Below are 19,933 nucleotides of genomic sequence, written 5' to 3' on the forward strand. Positions count from 1 at the left end.
ATTATGGAAAAAGATGTATTAGAAATTTTAAAAAATATTTGTGGTGAAGATTTGTCTGACCAGATGGACGATAATTTCTTCGACAGCGGATTGATCGATTCAATGGCAACAGTCGATCTTGTTTTGGCTTTACAAGAAAAGTTTGGGATCAATGTGCCTGTTTCAGAATTCGACCGCAGTCAATGGGACACTCCCAACAAGGTCATCGAAAGAGTCAAGGAGTTAAAAGCTAATTAATGAAAAAACGCCTGTGGAAAATTTTTGGTCCAGTACTGATCGCCTTTTTGGCACTGTTTATTTTATTGCTGTTTCCTTTGAATTTTGGCTCTTTTTCGCAAAAAGATGAACAAAGAGCTGCGGTAGCTTTGAACTCGGTTTCTTTTAAAAACCAGCAGTTGAAAAAGCAGGCTTTGGAAGACAAGAAGGTACGTTATGTTCCCTTCTTCGGTTCTTCGGAATGGGAAAGGATGGATGCTTTTCATCCAAGTGTTCTGGCTGCTAAGTATCATCGCCCGTACCGGCCTTTTCTTTTAGGAAAAAGGGGAACTCAGTCGCTGACCCAATACTTCGGCATGCAGACGATTTTGCCGGAGTTGAAAAACAAACAGGCTGTTTTCGTTGTTTCGCCTCAGTGGTTTGATAAACAAGGAGTCGATCCGGCAGCCTTTGATTTTTATTTTTCAAATCTGCAGGCAGCACAATGGTTAAAACATGTTAATGGCAGTCAAGTTGATCGTTATGCGGCTTCCCGCTTGGTCAAAGTTCAAGGTCAAAAGAAACATGATGATATGACCGACATGTATCAAAGAGTCGCTTCCGGTCAGCCTTTGACCGGATGGCAGCGCTGGTCGATCGGTATTCAAAGGCGCTTGTTAGACCATGAGGATCAATTATTCAGCCGCTTTCAGATCAGCGATAATTATCAGCGCCGCATCGTTCCCCGCTTATCGCAGCTGCCGAAAAAATACGATTATCAGCAGCTTTATCGATTAGCAGGACAGAAGGCTGCCAGAGAAACTAACGGTAATCGTTTTGGTATTTATAATCGTTTTTATGATCATCGGATCAAGCCGATCGGTTTGAAACGTTTGGCAGGTATTCAAAAAAAATTTTATTATACACAATCACCTGAATATGGCGATTTTCAATTGGTTTTGAATCAATTGGCCAAAAGCAAGGTCGATGTTATGTTCGTTATCCCGCCGGTTAATTCGCGATGGGCCGAATTTACCGGTTTGGATCAAAATAAGTACCAGCAGGCGGTCTCTAAGATCAAATATCAATTAAGATCGCAAGGATTTGATAATATAGCCGATTTTTCCCACGATGGAGCAAAACCCTATTTCATGCAGGACACTATCCATCTTGGCTGGCGCGGCTGGTTAGCATTTGACCAGCAGGTAGACCCGTTTTTGCGGGGCGGATATCATCATCACTCTTACAAAATAAATAATCATTTTCTTTCTGAAAGATGGCAGCAGCTTGATCCTTCCAAAAAAAGTATTTATCAATTCAGATAAATAAAAAATCTCCCACGGTTAATAAACTATGGGAGATTTTTTTATTGACAATATTTTATTTTATTGGATCTCAATATGATGGTTGATGCTCTCACTGCTCTTTGGCAGTTCTAGACTCAAAATACCATTTTCATATTTTGCCGAGATCTTATCCTGATCAACGGATGGGATATGGTAACTGCGAGAATAGTTGCCATAACGGCGCTCGCTTCTGATGACATTGTTTTCCTTATCTTTCTCTTCAGCACTTGAGTTTAGAGTGCCGGAAACAGTCAAGATACCATTGCTTTGGTCATAATCTACTTTGATATCTTTCTTGTCCAATCCTGGGAGTTCAACTTGCAAACGATATTCTTTGTCGTTCTCAGTCAAATCGCTTCTCATGGCCGAATTGCGCCGGTCATTTGCCCACAGCTCATCACGCGGGCCGAAGAAGTTGTTCATCAGGTTGCTCATCATGCTGCCCATATCCATAAAATCATCGTTCTTGTTCATCAAATCGTTAGCCATATCTAAATACCTCCTATTACTTTATTAGTGGCATCCTTACCGCTTACATCTTCATAATAGTCAGTATTGGTCAGAAAGTCAATATTGATCAGAAGTTTTTTAAATTTTTTTCGATGATAAAATAAGTTTATGTCCTTTACGATTATCAGAGCTTTTGCTGACGGCGATTTCCGTTTGCAAATGTTAGAGCGGATCCGAGAAAAATTCTTGGCAGATCCTCAAGCCCGTTTTTTTTATATAGTTCCAAACCATTTAAAATTTTCAGCAGAAGTAGACGTTCTTAAACGCTTCGGACAGATGCTGGGCAGAAGCGACGACTCGATCCAGGCTTTTTCACGGCTGCAAGTATATTCGCTTTCACGCCTTTTTTGGGCTCTGACCAAAAATAGAGATCTGCGGCCGGAGATATCTAATCAAGCCTTGTCTATTTTGACCGGTCAATTTTTAAGGAAAGTGCCGGTCGAGCAGCTGGGCATTTTTGCCCGCTCGGCGACTAGACCGGGGTTTATCGCCGATCTTTCAGCACAGCTCCTTGAAATATGGTCATCCGGTTTGAATACCGATCTTTTGCTTGCCAGCCACCAGAACAATGATCGTCTTTTAGAAAAACTCAAACTTTTGCATTCAGTGGAGGTCAACGTCCTTCCGCAGCTGAAGGATTATCAGCTGTACAACGAGCGATTAAATAGTTTTTCCCAGCAGCTTGAACGATTGGACCTTGATCATTTTAATTTTTATCTGGAGGGATTTTCCGGCTTTACAGCCGCAGAGCTTTCGATCGTAAAAAAATTGATCCTTTTGAACAAAGAAGGCAAAATGGGTACCGATTCTGAAATAGTGATCTCTCTATTAGGCGATGCCAAGCAGTTTTCCAGTCAAGAAGGAAGCTTATTTTATAAACCGGATCAGCTGATAAAAAAGGAATTTACGCATGCGCAGATAATATCAGCAGATCGGCAGCGTCCTCTTTGCCGGTCGCAAAAGAATTTCGAGGCGCTTTGGCGTAATTTAGAAAATGGCGGCACAGTTTCCAAAAAGGTTTCGCTTGATAAGATGCGTTTTGTTGTTTCCGGAAATCAAGAGCAGGAGGTCAATTTTATTGCGCGCGATATCCGCTGCCGTTTAAAAAACGATCCTGATCTAAGAGCAGGCGATATTTTGGTCCTAGCTCAGCGCTTGGGGAGTTATAAGGAAGTTATCCCGCATTTCTTTGATCGCTATCAGCTGCCCTATTATTTAGACGCTGATGTCAAAATGAACGATCACCCGTTATCTTTGCTGCTGGAAAATTTATTTCGGCCTGTTCGGGAATTTGATTATGACCGCTTGATGAAAATTTTTAAGAGCGGTCTTTTCCAATGGGATGATCAAGATGACTTTTTACAAGCCTTGGATTATTTTGAAAATTATTTATTGGCCGTAGCTCCTAACGAAGAACAATGGCGGCAGGGGCCCTTCAAACAGCCGGCTCCTTATGATCAAGACCAAATTTCCGAAGATCTGATCAAGACCGATCGTTTACTGGAAAAAATGCGTACATACATACTGACAGTTCTTGATGATTTCAAAAAAACTTTTCATGATTTAAAAAATTATCAGCAGGCTGTATCTGCACTCTATGATTTTTTGTTGAGATATCATCTTGACCAAAGGATAATCGAGCAGGCCAAGCAGGGTGATGACCGCGGCCAGCAGATCTGGAAACTTTTCATATCTTCTTTAGAAGAAATAAATCGGTTGATCGGTCAAGAAAGTTTTGATGCTGATAATTTTTCACAAATCTTTAAAGATGTTTTTTCAGCCAGCAGTTTTACCGGTATTCCAGCCGGGATGGATCAGATCACCATTTCTGAAAGCGGCATCGTTCAACGAAATGATTTTAAATTACTCTATTTTATTAATGCCAGCGACCAAAACCTGCCGGCACAGATCAGTACCAGCAGCCTGCTGGACGATCAAGATCGGCAGCAATTAGCAGACGAGTTCAACAAAAATAAACAAGACTATTACTTGCAAGACACCAGCAGGCAGCAAATGGCAGCTGAAAATCTTTCTTTTTATTCATCGGTCATGTCATCGGTCGATGCGGTCGTTTTTACGATGCCGCAGCTCAGACTGGACGGCAGACACAACTCTCCTTCGCTTTATTTGGATCGCTTGATGCTGCCGGAAGTGTCTGACTTGAAGGAAACAAAAAATCCAGAATTGCCAAAAAGCAGCGATCAACTGATCGATTATCTTGGCACGCCGGCCAGTTCTTTGTCTTTGGTCAATCGAATGATACGCACTTTCGGCTTTCGGTCCGTAAACGATCTGGCCGCATTATTAGAAAAAAAGATGCCGGATTTTAAAAGGATCTTTACTTCCAAAGATTATGTCAATCATGTCGATGAAGTGCGTCCTGATCTGGTAGAAAAGATATTCGGGCACGATCTGAAACTTTCGATCTCACAAGTCGAAAAATATTTTAGCAATCCTTATGAGTATTTCTTAATTTATGGTCTGCGGTTAAAAAAACGCGAGCGCTTTTTGGTCGATCCGGCACTTGCCGGCAGCTATTATCACTCTATTTTTCAAAAAACTGTTAATGATTTGATCATATCCAAACGGAATTTTTCGCAGATCGATGAACAGGAATTAGCCGGATTGATCAAAAGATCGGCCGACTCTTTGAAAAAAGATGATCGATTCAAGATTTTAGATTCTGATGACCATTATCGAGCTCTGGATAAAAGTTTGATCGATGATACTTACGACAGTTTGAATTTGATCAAGCAGGCTAATCAGTATAATCAGTCAAAGCCCTTGCGAACTGAAGCACCTTTTGGCAAAGTCAAACAGGATGATCAGCAAACGCAGCCGCCTCTGGCCGGATTAGTTTTTGATTTGGATGAAGATCGGAAACTCTATCTAAGAGGGAAGATCGATCGTATCGATCAGCAAGATCCGGAAAAACAGTTTTATACGATCATCGACTATAAATCCAGCGGAAAAAAATTTAACTTGCGTGACGTTTTTGCAGGAACAGAACTGCAATTGCTCACGTATTGGCTGGCATTGGCTAATGATCTAAATGCAAAAAAAATATCGACTGCTTTACCGGCTGGAGCTGTTTTTGCAGCCATAAAGCAGCCTTCTGTCAGTCTAGCTGATGCGATCAAAAGCGGGATCGACAGCAAAAATATCGTCGGGGATCAAGCACGAAGACAGGATCCGGATTTTCGTTTTAATGGGATCTTATTGGACCGCCCTGAATATTTGGAGAATTTGCAGAATGTCGAAGAGGGGCAAAGTGCGCGTTTCTACAACTTTTATCGAAAGAAAAACGGTGATTTCGGCAGCCGCAGTGGCAGCTTGATATCGCAAGATCATTTGGCGGTCTTGTTGAAGTATGATCGAAAAAAATTGATCGAAGCAGGGAAACTGATCAGCCGCGGCCGCTTTCCCTTAAAACCTGTACGCAACGGCAATCGCTCTGCACTGACTTTTTCTGATTATCAGCAGGTCATGAATTTTGATCTTAAATTAGGCAATGAATATAACGATTTGGATAATATTCCAAGCAAAGGCGAAGAACTATACAAAATGATGAGAGAGGAGCAGCAATGAAATATTCTCAAGAACAACAGCAGGTCATTTCACATCAAAACGATGAGAATTTATTGGTTGCTGCTTCAGCTGGTTCCGGTAAAACGACTGTTTTGATCGAACACGTATTCCAACAATTGCTTGCCGGACATGACATCGACAAATTTTTGATCGCAACCTTTACTGATGCGGCCGCTTTGGAAATGCGCCAGCGTTTAGAAAAAAGGATCCGCCAAGGGATCGCTGAGACCGGCGGAACCAATTCCCATCTCCAGCGTCAGCTCGTTATCCTTAATACGGCTTCGATCGGTACGCTGGACAGTTTTTCCTTGCGCTTGATCGAACGCTACTATTCAGTTATTGGTTTGGATCCTCGTTATCGAATATTAGCTGATCAGACAGAAAAGGACCTGATGATCGATGATTCGCTTGATGAAACTTTCACTGATCTTTATAAAAATTCGGATTTTTTGCTTTTGATCAATAATTTTGCCAGTGTCAGAAGCGAAGATATCGTTAAAAACATTATCAGAAAAATCAATGCCATGGCTGAAACGCGCGCTTTGCCGGATCAGTGGCTGGATTCTCTTGATCAAACCTATCGTTTGGACGGTCCCTTAACAAAAAGCAGTTTTTTTCAAAAAATTTTCTATCCGCAGCTGATTAGTCGGATCAAGGAGGTTCAAGCGGAATTCAGGGCAGTATCCGATAAACTGCTCGGTCTTTCTGATTATCAAAAATATTCATTGCAAGTCGCTGATTATATTTCTATCGTCAGCCGTTTGCATCAAGCAGTTTCGATCGAAAATTTTGATTGGAACAAGATAAAAAGTTTTTTTGAAACACTGCCGAAGGTTAAAAGGGCATCTAAAAGCGGCAAAGACCAGCAGCAGGCCGATTTTTTTCAAAATTTCATCAAGCCTTGGTATGACAAAGCAAAAAAAGATCTTGACGATATCCGCCTTGATTTCTTTTTGCTTGATCAAGAACAGTGGGAAACAGTCAGTTATCAGTCGTCTCAAGTCATCAAAAAAATGGTTTGGGTAACTAAGCTCTTCCGTAAAAAATTTGCTGAAAAAAAACGTAACGCCTCTTTGCTCGATTTTGCCGACGGCGAACAGTTTGCTTATCAGATCCTGCAGGATCCTCAAGTCAGAAAGGAAGTTCAAGACCAATATTATGAGGTCTTGGTCGATGAATATCAGGATGTTAATGATCTGCAGGAAAGCATCATGACCAGTGTCTCTAATGGCAAAAATATGTTTATGGTCGGCGATCTTAAACAAAGTATTTATGGATTTCGCCAAGCCGACCCGAGAAATTTTGCCGACAAATATGCACGCTACGGGCAAAAAGAGCAGGGTAAACTGATCGAATTATCTGATAACTATCGTTCTGAGGCTGGAATCACCGATTTTACCAATCTTATTTTCCAAAAATTGATGGATCAACGATTAGGAGGCTTAAACTACAGCGGGCCAGTTAAATTAAGGGCCGCTAACCGTGACTATCCCAAAGATCTGCCGGCTGTTGTTGATTTTAATGTTTTGGATCAGAGCCAGCTCAAAAAAGATCATCAGCGATCGACCAAGAGCCAGATCCAAATCGAAGCGATCGCAGAAAAAATCCTGGCGATAGTTGGCAAAAAACAGATCTTTGATCGCCAGACTAGCCAAGTCAGGCCGGTTCGTTTCAGCGATATCACTATCTTGGAACGCTCTCACAGCTGGGAAAATGATCTGCAGCTTGCTTTTGCCGACCATAATATTCCTCTCAATATTGCAGCTGGCAATTTCTTACAGGAATTTGAAATATCCGTTATGCTGAGTTTTCTTGAAATCATCGATAATGCCCATCAAGATATTCCTTTGGCGGCAGTTTTACGTTCGCCGATCTACGATCTAAATGAAAATCAATTGGCTGAGATCCGTTCGGTCGATCTTGAGGAAGATTTTTATAGTGCTGTTTGCAAATACGCTCAGCAGGGGTCTGATGAAAAATTAAGAAAAGAATTAACTGATTTTCTCACAAAATTAGCCAAGTATCGACAAATGGCACAAGATAATCGTATCGTTGATCTTATTTGGTCGATCTATGACGATACTCATTGGCCGGAGTTCGTTTCCGGTATGCCCGGCGGAAGCCAGCGGCTGGCTAATTTGCATGCGCTCTATCAATATGCCCGGCAGCTGTCAGATAATCATTTTGTTGGTCTTTTCAGTTTTATTCGTTATGTGCGCCAGCTCAGCGAATCTAATGACGATTTTTCGCAAGCACCGGTCGATATGGGACAAGAGGCTGTTTCTGTAATGACGATCCATGCAGCTAAGGGCTTGGAATTTCCGATCGTTTTTTTGATCAATAGCGAGCGGTCTTTCAATGCTAGTGATAGTCAGGGTCCTTTGGTTGCGGATTTTCAACAGGGAGCAGGCATTGAATATTTGGATCCTCGTTCGCGGGTCAAGATCCCTACTTTGCAAAAAATAACCATTGCCCGCCAGCTGAAAGAAAAAAATTGGGCTGAGGAGATGCGGCTGCTTTATGTTGCTTTAACTCGAGCCGAGCAGCAATTATATCTATTTGGTTCTGTTGACGATTTTAGTAAACTGGATTTTTCCTGGGAAGCACCTGTATCTAAAAGGCAAGTATTTTTGTCAGTTGAAGATCGTTTGCGTGCTAATAACTATCAAAGCTGGATCGGGATGTCTCTAGCGGCACAAGATTATTTTGATTTAAGCGATCCAAAAAAGTTATCTGGTCATCATGAAAAAAACGGGATCTCTTTTGATTTTCATTTCCTTCAAAAGGATCCGGTCGGCCAGACAGGCAATGATGACAAAAATGGATCAACTGCCGATCAAGATATTTTTGTTTTAGATGATCATCAACTGAAACAAGCAGAAGAAAAGCTTGACTATAAATATCCTTATTTAGAAGAAAGTTCTTTGTCTGCTTACCACAACGTTAGTGAATTAAAGCGTCTTTTCGAAGATCCGGATGCCTTGCTGCTGCCGGAAAAAGATCCGCTAGTAAATGATGGCGACACCAAAATAGACTTGTCTTTGGCTGAACCGGATTTTTTGCAAAAAAATCAGTCTGATCAAAAAATCAGCTCGGCCCAACGAGGGACTGCTACACATTTATTATTGGAAAAAATGGATTGGAATCGTCAAATAGACGAGAGCTATCTCCAAAAATTAGCTGAAGAGACGATCGATGATCCACAGCTGGCGGCTTCTGTCGATCTCTCCGGCATTATGTGGCTGGTCAGTTCTGATCTAGGCCGGATGATCAAAAAACATGTTGATAGTTTACAAAGAGAACAGACTTTCGCCATGCTGATACCGGCCGGTAAGCTCTACAAACAGGTCAAAAGCGATGACCCGGTCTTGGTTCACGGAATCATTGATGGATATTTTGTTGAAAATGATGGTATCGTGCTTTTTGATTACAAAACCGATCAGGCCTACGGTCAGGATTATAGTCAGCGATTAAAAAAACGTTATTTAGGCCAGATCAATCTTTATGCACAAGCCTTGCAAAGCATCTATCCTGATAAAAAGATCAAAGAAAAAGTTCTTGTCGGCCTTCAAGGAAAACGGCTGATCAAAATCTAAGGATCGTCTGAACTGTTTTTTCAGCTTTTGCCATGGTATGATCATCCAGCTAGATTGTGATTTATTGAATTTTTTAAATAATGGTACCAAGCGCCTTTTTACTTGGCTGCCGATGGCCTGCTGAAAAGTTATTTTGGTTTTTATTGCCGGCTTAAACATTGATATTATAGGGATTTGGTGTTGTTATATTCGAATCCAAGAATCAAATAAAGTCGTTGTCGGTGAATTTATTTTTTCATTTTTAAATTACTTTTTTAAAAAATAGTCTTAATTCACTATAAATGTAACACAAAAAAATTTGAATTTAGTTACTATGTTATTTATGAGTAAATTGGTTCTGATCCGACATGGCCAGTCAACTGCCAACCGGGACAATATTTTTACCGGCTGGTCTGATGCCCCATTAACAAAAGAAGGCTTGAATCAAGCACACCAAGCTGGTAAAAAATTAGCTGCATTGAACATCGATTTTGACATTGTTTATACTTCTATGCTTCAAAGAGCGATCCTGACCAGTTATATCGTCATGGATGAGATAGACCAGTCTTGGCTGCCGATCATTAAAAATTGGCGTTTGAACGAACGTCATTATGGTGCTTTGCGCGGTCTTAATAAAGCACAAACTGCTTTGAAATATGGTAAAGATCAGGTCCATATCTGGCGCCGCAGTTATTCGGCGGTCCCGCCTTTATTGAAAAAACCCGATCATTACCGGCGTTACTGGCGGATCGGTATCAAAGAACCGCTTGGTGAATCGGCAAAAATGTCTTGGGAACGGGTCAAACCCTTTTGGGAGGATCAGATCGCTGCTGCTTTGCGCGACTCTAAAAATGTTTTGTTAGTTGCCCATGGATCATCGATCAGGGTTTTGCTGAAGTATTTGGATCATATTTCTGATGAAGATTTCATGTCAGTCGAGGTAGCCAACGGCAGACCGATCGTTTATGATTTCGATGAAAATTTGGAGATCAGATCAAAAACCACCCTTTGACAGTGTTTTGCAAAAATCCAGTAAAGCATGTCCTTTGAAGATAAATAGATCAAGTTTATAGAAAGCAATCGCAAAAGCCGGTCATTTAGATCGGCCTTCTTTTTGTGATCATGACAATAAAAAAGTATACTTTATCCAGGCTGACATAAGAAAAAACTGATGATCAGGTAAAGATCGAAAACCAAAATCATCAGTATCGTGAGCGGTAAATAAAAAAATACCGGTATGGTCGATCTTATGGTTGGTTTTGGTTGATCAAAATAATAGTCTATTTAATATATTTTGATCCACTCTTAGGTCTAAAATTGCTTTAGGAGGTTGAATAATGGATGACCAAACATTGATGAATCAGGCTTTGCGTTCGACAGCTGAACATTTTAATTACCGAAAGTTAAGTCTTTCGGTATGGGTATCAGCCATCAACGGGGAATTTATTTCAGCGGCTGAATCTTATGACGCCGATGTTACCGATATCCAGCTTTATTTTATCGGCACACCTAAAGGGGATGTTTATCATACATCTGGTTCTTTTGAATTTGCCTCTGGTACGAAAAACACTGAGCTTGATATTGATTTAAGCACTCAAAATGACGCCGATGCAGAAAACTGATTTTTTAGTCGACCGCTGCAGCTGGGTCTCTGATACTGCTGATCCTTTGATGATTTCATACCACGACCATGAGTGGGGCCGGCCTCATCATGATGACCGTTATTTATTTGAGATGCTTTCTTTGGAAACTTTTCAAGCCGGTTTGAGCTGGTCGACTGTTTTTAATAAGCGCGCTGCTTTTGAAGAGGCTTTTTTTGATTTTGACATTAAAAAAATCGCCGCCGTTTCTTCGATCGACCCTTTTCTGGAAAATAAAAAGATCATTCGCAATCGGCTCAAGATCCTGGCTATGGTAACCAATGCCGCTGCTGCTCTGAAAGCAAGTTCGCTTTTTGGCAGTTTTGATAATTATGTTTGGCATTTCAGCAAGGGAGAAATCATCGATCATTTGGTCGGTGATTATCGTTTGGTACCGGCCAAGGATCGATTTTCTAAAGAGGTTTCAGAGCAGATGAAAAAAGACGGTTTCAAATTTGTTGGTCCGGTTATTGTCTACTCTTTTTTGCAGGCGGCCGGCGTTATAAATGATCATCAGCAAAATTGCAGTTTCAATCCGGATCACGAAGCTGGTCAGCCGTCATCTCGGTAGCGGATTTTTTGGTATTCTGGATTTCTTAAAAAAGCGGCTCTGGCGAAACTGCAAATGGGCTTTATTTTTTTACCGTCTTTTTTTGCATCTAAAACGGCTTTAGCTAAGATCTTACCGGCAATACCTTGGCCGCGATAATCCTTATCGACAAAAATGCTATCGATGCTGACGGCATCTTTCCCCGGCAAGGGAGTAAAAAGGAGCTGAGCGATCGTTTTATTATCTTTGACAGCCAAGTAGCGGTCGTCTTCTTTTTCTAATCGAATATCTGCCATATACTTAATTTTACAAATTTTATCAGCTTATTATAATAAAAAATGATGGAAAGGAGTTTGAAGGGAAAGTGAATAAAGAAAAGTTCGTTAAGCAATCCAGCTATACTGCCAGTCAATGGCGCAGCATCCATTCCGGTACAGCAAAGCAAATGGATTATTTAAATAAACACGTTGAAAGTATGGAAGCAACATACGAACGTCATATGCCTGGAAACGAGCATATGCTGGATGGAGAATGATCGAATAAAAAACGCCTCTTAAGGGACGTTTTTTTATTTTATAAAATCAAATCAACAGCTTTCATTACGTATAATGGTTAGTATATGAATATAGAAAAAACACGTGGATTTCAAATAGTATCACGCTTTAAGGATAACGAGATCCAGCTGCCGACAAGAAGTACCGCTCATTCTGCGGGTTATGATATTCAAGCAGCTGAAGATATGCTGATCCCCCGAGACGGCACGATCAAACTGGTTGCGACCGGTTTAAAGGCTTACATGCAGACCGGCGAAGTTCTTTATTTGTTCAGCCGTTCTTCAGGACCTCTAAAAAAGGGTTTGGTCCTGCCGAATTCGGTTGGCGTGATCGATGGCGATTATTATGATAATCCGAAAAACGAAGGCGAGATATTCGTCCAGATCCGCTCAATATCCGGTGAAGACGTTTTGATCAAGAAGGGTGATCGGATCGCACAAGCTGTCTTTATGCCTTATTTGATCACTGATGATGATCAAGCATCCGGAAAGCGGCTTGGCGGTTTCGGTTCGACGGGTGTTTGATTTTGGCAAGAGCAAAAACACAATTCGTTTGTTCTAATTGCGGATATATAAGTGCTCGTTATTTGGGGCGCTGTCCTAATTGCGGACAGTGGAACACTTTAGTCGAAGAAAAGATCGTCCCTGAAAAAGTCGTCAATCGCAAAGCGAGGGTCAGCTTGGCTGGCAAAACGGCGCGTCCGCAAAAGATATCGGACATTTCCGGCAACGAACTGCCGCGTGTGAAAACCGGCATGGATGAATTAAATCGTGTGCTGGGCGGCGGGATCGTCCCTGGAAGTTTGGTTTTGATCGGCGGTGATCCCGGAATCGGCAAATCGACTTTGATGCTCCAGGTATCGGGCCAATTGACTGAACACGGCGGCTCGGTCCTGTATGTATCTGGCGAAGAATCTGCTAATCAAATCAAGCTGAGAGCTGATCGTCTAGGCGTTGGATCGGATGATTTTATCGTCTATCCGGAAACTGATATGGAACAGATCAAGACTGTCATCGGCCAGATGCAGCCTGATTATTTGGTGGTCGATTCGGTCCAGACGATGCAGGAACCCGATCTGCAGTCACCGATCGGATCAGTAGCACAGATCCGAGAAGTTACCGCCGACTTGATGCAGATAGCCAAAAGCAACGCTATAACTGTTTTTATAGTTGGTCATGTGACTAAAGAAGGTGCGATCGCGGGTCCAAAGATCTTGGAACACATGGTCGATGCTGTTTTGTACTTTGAAGGGGATGCTAATTACAAATATAGGATTTTGCGCACAGTAAAGAATCGATTTGGTTCGACCAATGAGCTGGGTATTTTCGAAATGCGCGATCATGGTTTGCGGGAAGTCGCTAATCCTTCGGAAATTTTTCTTGAAGAACGATTAAAAGGAGCGACTGGATCGGCGATAACGGCTAGTATGGAAGGGAGCAGACCAATTTTAGTTGAGGTCCAGTCTTTGGTCGCCCCGACCGTTTTTGGCAATGCTCAGCGAGTGACGACTGGTGTCGATCGCAATCGGGTCGCGCAGATACTGGCTGTTTTAGAGAAACATTCTAATTTGCTTTTGCAAAATCAGGATGTGCATGTTCGCATCACAGGCGGTGTTAAAATCGATGAACCGGCAGCTGATCTAGCCATCGCCTTGGCAGTGGCTAGTTCCTATCATGAAAAGCCGACTCGATTCACTGATGTATTTTTGGGTGAGGTCGGTTTAGGCGGCGAAGTTCGGTCGATCTCCTTGATCGAGGATCGTTTAAAAGAAATCGCCAAATTAGGTTTCAACCAGGCGATCGTCCCTAAAAATAATTTATCTAATATCGATCTTCCGCAGGGGTTGAAGGTTACAGGGGTATCAACGATCGAAGAGGCTTTAGAGATCGGTTTGTGATTTGTCCATATTGATTTTTAGGAGTTGATCATGGTACATTTTTCAGACATTAAAGGTTTTGCATTTGATTTGGATGGTGTTATTACGGACACTGCTCGTTTTCACGAACAAGCTTGGCACCGGACTGCCGACCAAGTTGGTACAAAGTGGGATCAGGCTTTAGCATCTTCTTTAAGAGGAATCTCTCGGATGGATTCCTTAGAGATGATCCTTAAGGCTGGTCACCATGAAAATGATTATAGTGAGCAGGAAAAAGAAGCTTTGGCAGATGAAAAAAATCATTATTATCAGCAATTGATAAAGAAATTGACTCCTAATGATATTTTGCCGGGCATGAAAAGTTTTCTTGATGAATTGAAAGATAACGATTATTTGATGAGTGTCGCCAGTGCATCCAAGAATGCTCCGACCATTTTACAAGGACTGGGTATCAATGACTATTTTATCGGTGTAGTCGACCCTGCTAGTTTGCATGCCGGCAAACCGGACCCGGAAATATTTGTCAAAGCAGGACAGCTACTCGGATTGCAAGCAGGACAGATAATCGGATTAGAGGATGCTGCAGCCGGGATCCGTTCGATAAAAGGCGCAGGACAGACTGCTTTAGGCATTGGTCCGGCTGCTAAGACTGCTGATCCGGATCTGTATTTTAACGATACATCTGAGGTAAGTTTGGCAAACATCAGAGACGATTTAACGAAAATAGAAGGGTAGTTGATTATCAACGACGATGAATAAAATTATTTTTGCAACGAAAAATGCTGGTAAAAGTAAAGAAGTCAAAGAACTGTTGGGAGATTCTTTTGAGATTTCGGATCTGAATCAGTTAGCTCCTTTGCCGGAAATCAAAGAGACTGGTCATAGTTTTTTAGAAAACGCGCGGATAAAGGCTAAAACGATCGCCCCTTTTTTTCCTGACCAAGCAGTATTAGCAGAAGATACAGGTCTTTGTATCGACGCTTTGGGCGGCCGTCCGGGTATTTTTTCAGCTCGATATGCCGGCGATCATGATGATCTCGCTAATATAAAGAAGGTTTTGACAGAAATGGAAGGCATCCCCGTTGACAAAAGAGGTGCACATTTTGAAACAGCGATGGTTTTCATTTATCAAGGAAAAGAGATAGATGCTTTTGGCCGCAGCGACGGCAGGATCTTAAACGGCACGCTTGGCCAAGATGGTTTTGGTTATGATCCGATATTTTATTCGACTGATCTTGAAAAAACTTTTGCTGAGGCTGATGAAAGCGAAAAAAACTCAGTTTCTCACCGTTTTCGCGCTTTGAACAATTTAATTTCTCAAATCAAGTTAAAATAGCTTAAACTATATTATTGTTATGACTGAAAAAATTCGTGTTAGATACGCTCCGAGTCCAACGGGGCACTTACATATTGGTAATGCGCGGACGGCTATTTTTAATTGGCTGTTTGCTAGACATTATAATGGACAATTTGTGATCAGGATCGAAGATACTGATTTAGCGAGAAACGTTGCCGGTGGAGAAAAGAGCCAGCTTGATAATCTTCAATGGCTCGGCGTCGATTGGGACGAAGGCCCTGACAAACCCGACCCTAAATATGCTCCTTACCGCCAAACAGAAAGAGCAAAAGAGGGCATCTATCAGCGTTACATAGACGAGCTCTTGGCTCAAGGAAAAGCCTATAAATCATATAAGACGGAAGCAACTTTAAAGGCTGAGCGCGAGGCTCAAGCCGCTGCTCATCAAGCACCGCACTATGTTTATGAATATGCCGGCATGTCAGCCGAACAGATCAAAGAAGCTCAAGCTAAAGACGAGGCTGCCGGTTTAAAACCCGTCGTACGTTTTCGTGTTCCGGAAGATCACGACTATCAATGGCAGGATCTCGTTAAGGGCGAAGTAAAAATAAATTCAAAAGAAATCGGCGGCGATTGGGTCATCCAAAAAGCCGATGGAATGCCGACTTACAATTTTGCTGTTGTCATCGATGATCATCTTATGGATATCACTCATGTTTTAAGAGGGGATGATCATGTCAGCAATACGCCCAAACAGCTTATGATCTATGATGCTTTGGGCTGGACAGCGCCGAAATTCGGTCACATGGCTTTGATAATCAAGGCTGAGACTGGTAAAAAACTTTCTAAGCGTGATGAAGATACTTTACAATTTATCGAACAATACCGCGAGTTAGGCTATTTGCCAGAAGCAATGTTCAACTTCATCGGTTTGCTGGGATGGTCTCCGGTTGGGGAAAAGGAGATCTTCGATCGTAAACAGTTCATCGAATTATTTGACGAAAAACGTTTTACAAAAGCTAATGCTAAGTTTGATGCTAAAAAGCTTGCTTGGATCAATAACCAGTGGATGCGTTCGGAAAAAGACAAGGTCATGCCGCAGCTGATCGGTGAATTAGTCAAAGCTGGCTTGGTCAGTCAAAAAGAAGCAGAAGAAAAGGCTGATCATTTTGCTAAAATCGTTGAAGTCGCCGGTGTCGATGGCATAAAAGCCACGAGCGAGATCGCTCCTTTGGCTAAATACCCTTTCTTCCAGCTGCATCCGATCAGCGGTCAAGATAAAGAAAAGTGGCTTGATACCGATGATGGTCAAAAAGTCATCGCCGCTTTTAAAGAACAGATCGAAAAATTGCCTGAAAATGATTTTACTGCTGAGGCTATCATGAAATTGATCCGTACCCTTCAAGCCGATCTCTCGATAAAGGGCCGCCCGCTTTGGAATCCGATCCGTCTGATAACTACTCATGAAGTTCAAGGGCCTAATCTTCCTGAGATCCTTGCGGTAATGGGCAAGTCATGGACTTTAAATAATATTAAAAAAACGATCGGATAAAAAAATAAACAAAAAAACACCTTGTTAATGAATAAGGCTGTGATCATCAGAATTTTTTTCTAACGACCATGCTGCTTTTCACAAAACAAGGTGTTTTTTATTTATACGAATAAATTATTGATCTGTTTTTTCAACTCTTTGGATAGCTTCTAACTTGCGTTTATAAAGCCAGCTGATGATCGAAATGACAGCAGGAACGAAGATCGGGATAGCGATAAAGGCGAGGATCACCAAACCAGTGATCACAACGATGGCAACTTGGATCAAAGTTAGGATCCCGGAAGGTATCATCGCCGCAAAAGTACCGCCTAAGATTATCGCAGCTGAGATAATCACGGTTCCCAGATGAGTGGAAGCTGCAATCAAACGATCCTTACCCAGCCCGCGCTGTTCATTGTAATCCATCATTACAAAGATCGAATAATCAACACCTAATGCCACCAGCATGATAAAACCAAAGAAAGGTACGTTCCAAGATAATTCGCTGCGGCCAAGAAGCAGTTGACTGATTTTTTCACCGATCCCTAGCGAAATGAAGTAGGTTCCTGCTAGGGCTGTGATGATCGTTAGAGCGTTCAAGACTGATCTTGTTATCAGCATCAAAACGATCGCGATACCGATCAGCATGATTATGGCAGTTCTGGTAAAGTCGCTTGTTGATATTTCTTGCAGGTCGTAATTCTGCATACTTGTACCGGTCACGCCAATATCGGCTTTGCTCAAAGAAGTTCCCTGGATGTTTCTGGCAACACTTTTTCGCAGATTATTAGTCGCTGACATGGCTGGACGGGAAAACGGATTCATCTTTAAAATCACATTGATCCTTGTTGTTTTCCGATCAGGACTCATATAAGTATCGAAAGCCCGGGAGAAAGTTTTTGAGTGCAAAACGGAGTTGGGAACGTTTAGCCAGTCTGAAGATGAATTACCGATCAATTCATTTATATAATTTTGTCCAGAATGCAGACCGTTGTTTACACGATCAAGACCATTGCTTGCTTGATTCAACCCGTCTTGTAACTGCTGGCTCTTTTGACCTAGACGGTCCAATGCTGTTTGCATTTGCCGTTGGCCGGCTTGGATCTGTGCAAGACCGGATGTTAGTTCTTGGCTTCTTGACGCGATCGTTGCTGCTCCGTCAGCTCCCTGACGCAAACCGTCTGATAATTGACCGCTTGCACTTTGTAATTGAGCAGTACCTGCTTGCATTTGTCCTAATCCTTGATCAACGCTGGTCAACGCTGAACGTAATTGAGAAACATTACCGGCGACCTGGTCCAAACTTCCTAATTGAGATTGCAGCGAACTGAAACTCGTGTTCAATAGATTAGCGAGGTTTTGAATATCGGCCAAAGCCTGAGGATTATTGGCGCTTTCTGCCGCGATCCGACCGACTAAAGCCGTTATCTGTTGTCTTGTACCGGCCAAACTTCCTGCCAAACCAGCAGAAGAAGGCATCTGAGTTTGATTCAATTGACCCAAAATACGGTCGACACCGCCTTTTAATTGAGCAGTACTTGAAGCCAGTGTTGCGATAGCACTGTTCATTTGATCAGCACCGGCAGCTCCTTGAGACAACCGGCTTTGTAAAGTATTCAAGGCATTTTGGAGCTGGCCTGAACCGCTTTGTAAACGACCGGTACCATCGATCAGGCTCTGGACGCCGTTGGTATTGCCTTGCTGTTGAGCTATTTGATCTTTGGCACTGCGCAATCCGCTGTTTATTTGACCGATACCGGAACTAGCATTTGAAATACCGGAGTTGAGCGTTTTCAGCTGATTGCCAACGTAAAGCTGATTTATTTTGTCGCCAAGCGGGCGGGTAATACCCATGACTTCACTGACTTGACTGTCCTTGTTGATCCTATTTTGGATCAGATCGAGATCATAAAGCGATTGGCTGTTATCTAATTTTTTATTGCTTGAAAGAATGATCGTGACCGGCGATGAAAAACCAGCCGGAAAGTGCTTGCTGATAAGATTTATTCCTTGTTTAGATTCATATTTATTGGAAACTTCCCATAGATCATTGAAGTTCATCCGGTGGGAAAAAATCATACTTGCCGGTATCGCGACTGCTAAAGTAATGATCGCCGTCAGCAGGCCATGTTTGACAGCGCTGCTGGTAAGATTCCTCCAAAGTTTGGAATTATTTTCCGCACTGAGTTTTTTGACCGGCCAAAATAGTCTGCTGCCGAAAAGACTCATCAAAGCCGGATTCAGGGTCGTAAGAACCAGCAATAAAGTTAAAACACCAATGGCAACTGCACTTGTAGCTTGATAAAGACCAAAAGTTGCTAAACCCAATGCAGAAAAACCGATCAATACGGAAGATCCAGAAAAGAGAACTGTTTTCCCGGCAGTTTTCAATGTGTTAACAGCGCTGAGATTGCTATCCTTGCTGATGGCCAGTTCGCTTTTGAAACGATTGTACATAAGGATGTTGTAATCAGTTCCGATACCAAAGAGAACGACTACCATGAAGACTTGGGTGAAATTAGAAAATGGGAAATTGATCGACTGAACTAAGTTCGTTACTAAAGAAAAAGAAATTATAAAACTTACGCCGACCGTTAAAAGGCTGATGACCGGAATTATCGGTGTTCTAAAGACCAATATCAAGACGATCAAAATGAAGACGATCGCGATGACTTCGGTTTTTTTAACACCATCTTGTGTAGCTGAAGCGAAATCGTGTGTGACCAGATCGCTGCCGGTCATTTTTAACGATAGTCCATTGACCTTAAGCTGTTTTTTGATCGTCTGACTGCGCTGGCCGATCTGGTTCTGATTGCTCTTTAAGGATATTTGGACCAGCATGGTCGTTTTATCTTTTGAGGTCAATTGCTTTTGAACTGACTTGCCGTCATTTAAAGAAGTTATCGCTGAAACATGGTATTTATTTCGATCGTTCGATAGTCTTCTGACAACTTGCTTGATATCAGCGATTTGCTCGTTGGTCAGTTTGCTGTTGTTATGATAAACAGCGATGATATCGTGACTTGCTGCTTCTTTGGGATTCAAACGTTTTTGCAAACGATGACCCTTCTCTACATAAGCACTTTTAGGAACTGTGATCTGACCTTTGTTTTGTACTAGCTTAGGCACATTTGGCAAAAAGAAGATCGCTGCAGCTGAAAGAACCAGCCAGAAAATAATGATTAGAAAACGTGTCCTTTTTAATGTTTTTTCCATATTCTACTCGACCCCTATAAACTTGATTTAGTTTGTGAATGAATAATCATTCCGT

The 19,933-nt window shown here is 42.0% G+C and carries 16 protein-coding genes; 13 read left to right on the forward strand and 3 right to left on the reverse strand.

The window, feature by feature from the left end:
• The first annotated feature begins 3 nt into the window (after positions 1–3).
• Positions 4–237, forward strand: a complete 234-nt coding sequence (gene dltC, locus ACKP2L_RS01385; RefSeq protein WP_439425603.1) for a D-alanine--poly(phosphoribitol) ligase subunit DltC — start codon at positions 4–6, stop codon at positions 235–237.
• Positions 237–1,520 (forward strand): D-alanyl-lipoteichoic acid biosynthesis protein DltD, encoded by a 1,284-nt coding sequence (gene dltD / locus ACKP2L_RS01390; protein ID WP_439425604.1) that lies wholly within the window; start codon positions 237–239, stop codon positions 1,518–1,520. Before dltC ends, dltD begins: the two co-directional genes overlap by 1 nt.
• Positions 1,521–1,580: 60 nt before the next feature.
• Here dltD and ACKP2L_RS01395 read toward each other — a convergent pair whose 3' ends face one another.
• Positions 1,581–2,030, reverse strand: a complete 450-nt coding sequence (locus tag ACKP2L_RS01395) for an Hsp20/alpha crystallin family protein (RefSeq protein WP_439425605.1) — start codon at positions 2,028–2,030, stop codon at positions 1,581–1,583.
• Between the two features lie 129 nt (positions 2,031–2,159).
• Between ACKP2L_RS01395 and ACKP2L_RS01400 the strand changes: the two genes are divergently transcribed.
• The 5 genes from ACKP2L_RS01400 (at position 2,160) to ACKP2L_RS01420 (ending at position 11,425) form a co-directional block, all read left to right on the forward strand.
• Complete coding sequence (locus tag ACKP2L_RS01400; RefSeq protein ID WP_439425606.1) at positions 2,160–5,639, forward strand: PD-(D/E)XK nuclease family protein; 3,480 nt, start codon at positions 2,160–2,162, stop codon at positions 5,637–5,639.
• Positions 5,636–9,235 (forward strand): helicase-exonuclease AddAB subunit AddA, encoded by a 3,600-nt coding sequence (addA, locus tag ACKP2L_RS01405; protein WP_439425607.1) that lies wholly within the window; start codon positions 5,636–5,638, stop codon positions 9,233–9,235. The genes ACKP2L_RS01400 and addA overlap by 4 nt, the downstream gene beginning before the upstream one ends.
• A 322-nt stretch (positions 9,236–9,557) precedes the next feature.
• The gene (locus tag ACKP2L_RS01410) at positions 9,558–10,226 is read left to right on the forward strand and encodes a 2,3-bisphosphoglycerate-dependent phosphoglycerate mutase (RefSeq protein WP_439425608.1); all 669 of its coding nucleotides are present in this window, start codon (positions 9,558–9,560) and stop codon (positions 10,224–10,226) included.
• A gap of 325 nt (positions 10,227–10,551) precedes the next feature.
• A complete protein-coding gene (locus ACKP2L_RS01415) occupies positions 10,552–10,836 on the forward strand; it encodes a hypothetical protein (protein ID WP_439425609.1) in 285 nt (94 codons plus the stop codon).
• On the forward strand, positions 10,823–11,425 hold the full coding sequence (locus tag ACKP2L_RS01420; RefSeq protein ID WP_439425610.1) for a DNA-3-methyladenine glycosylase I: 603 nt from the start codon (positions 10,823–10,825) through the stop codon (positions 11,423–11,425). The genes ACKP2L_RS01415 and ACKP2L_RS01420 overlap by 14 nt, the downstream gene beginning before the upstream one ends.
• On the opposite strand, the gene ACKP2L_RS01425 is transcribed toward ACKP2L_RS01420, so the two are convergent.
• The gene (locus ACKP2L_RS01425) at positions 11,407–11,700 is read right to left on the reverse strand and encodes a GNAT family N-acetyltransferase (RefSeq protein ID WP_439425611.1); all 294 of its coding nucleotides are present in this window, start codon (positions 11,698–11,700) and stop codon (positions 11,407–11,409) included. The genes ACKP2L_RS01420 and ACKP2L_RS01425 overlap by 19 nt on opposite strands.
• Before the next feature lie 68 nt (positions 11,701–11,768).
• Between ACKP2L_RS01425 and ACKP2L_RS01430 the strand changes: the two genes are divergently transcribed.
• The 6 genes from ACKP2L_RS01430 (at position 11,769) to gltX (ending at position 16,683) form a co-directional block, all read left to right on the forward strand.
• Positions 11,769–11,939 carry a hypothetical protein gene (locus ACKP2L_RS01430; RefSeq protein ID WP_439425612.1) on the forward strand — a complete coding sequence of 57 codons (171 nt, stop codon included), beginning with the start codon at positions 11,769–11,771 and terminating at the stop codon, positions 11,937–11,939.
• A gap of 90 nt (positions 11,940–12,029) precedes the next feature.
• Positions 12,030–12,482, forward strand: coding sequence for a dUTP diphosphatase (locus ACKP2L_RS01435; protein WP_439426183.1), 453 nt, complete (start codon positions 12,030–12,032; stop codon positions 12,480–12,482).
• Between the two features lie 2 nt (positions 12,483–12,484).
• The gene (gene radA / locus ACKP2L_RS01440; protein WP_439425613.1) at positions 12,485–13,855 is read left to right on the forward strand and encodes a DNA repair protein RadA; all 1,371 of its coding nucleotides are present in this window, start codon (positions 12,485–12,487) and stop codon (positions 13,853–13,855) included.
• Positions 13,856–13,885: 30 nt separating this feature from the next.
• Positions 13,886–14,569, forward strand: coding sequence for a beta-phosphoglucomutase (gene pgmB, locus ACKP2L_RS01445; protein WP_439425614.1), 684 nt, complete (start codon positions 13,886–13,888; stop codon positions 14,567–14,569).
• Positions 14,570–14,585: 16 nt separating this feature from the next.
• Complete coding sequence (rdgB, locus tag ACKP2L_RS01450) at positions 14,586–15,170, forward strand: RdgB/HAM1 family non-canonical purine NTP pyrophosphatase (protein ID WP_439425615.1); 585 nt, start codon at positions 14,586–14,588, stop codon at positions 15,168–15,170.
• 19 nt (positions 15,171–15,189) lie between these two features.
• Positions 15,190–16,683 (forward strand): glutamate--tRNA ligase, encoded by a 1,494-nt coding sequence (gene gltX / locus ACKP2L_RS01455; RefSeq protein WP_439425616.1) that lies wholly within the window; start codon positions 15,190–15,192, stop codon positions 16,681–16,683.
• Positions 16,684–16,797: 114 nt separating this feature from the next.
• On the opposite strand, the gene ACKP2L_RS01460 is transcribed toward gltX, so the two are convergent.
• Positions 16,798–19,878 (reverse strand): MMPL family transporter, encoded by a 3,081-nt coding sequence (locus ACKP2L_RS01460; protein WP_439425617.1) that lies wholly within the window; start codon positions 19,876–19,878, stop codon positions 16,798–16,800.
• Positions 19,879–19,933: the final 55 nt, after the last annotated feature.

It is taken from the genome of Oenococcus alcoholitolerans (genome assembly GCF_051852995.1).
GTDB lineage: Bacteria > Bacillota > Bacilli > Lactobacillales > Lactobacillaceae > Oenococcus > Oenococcus alcoholitolerans.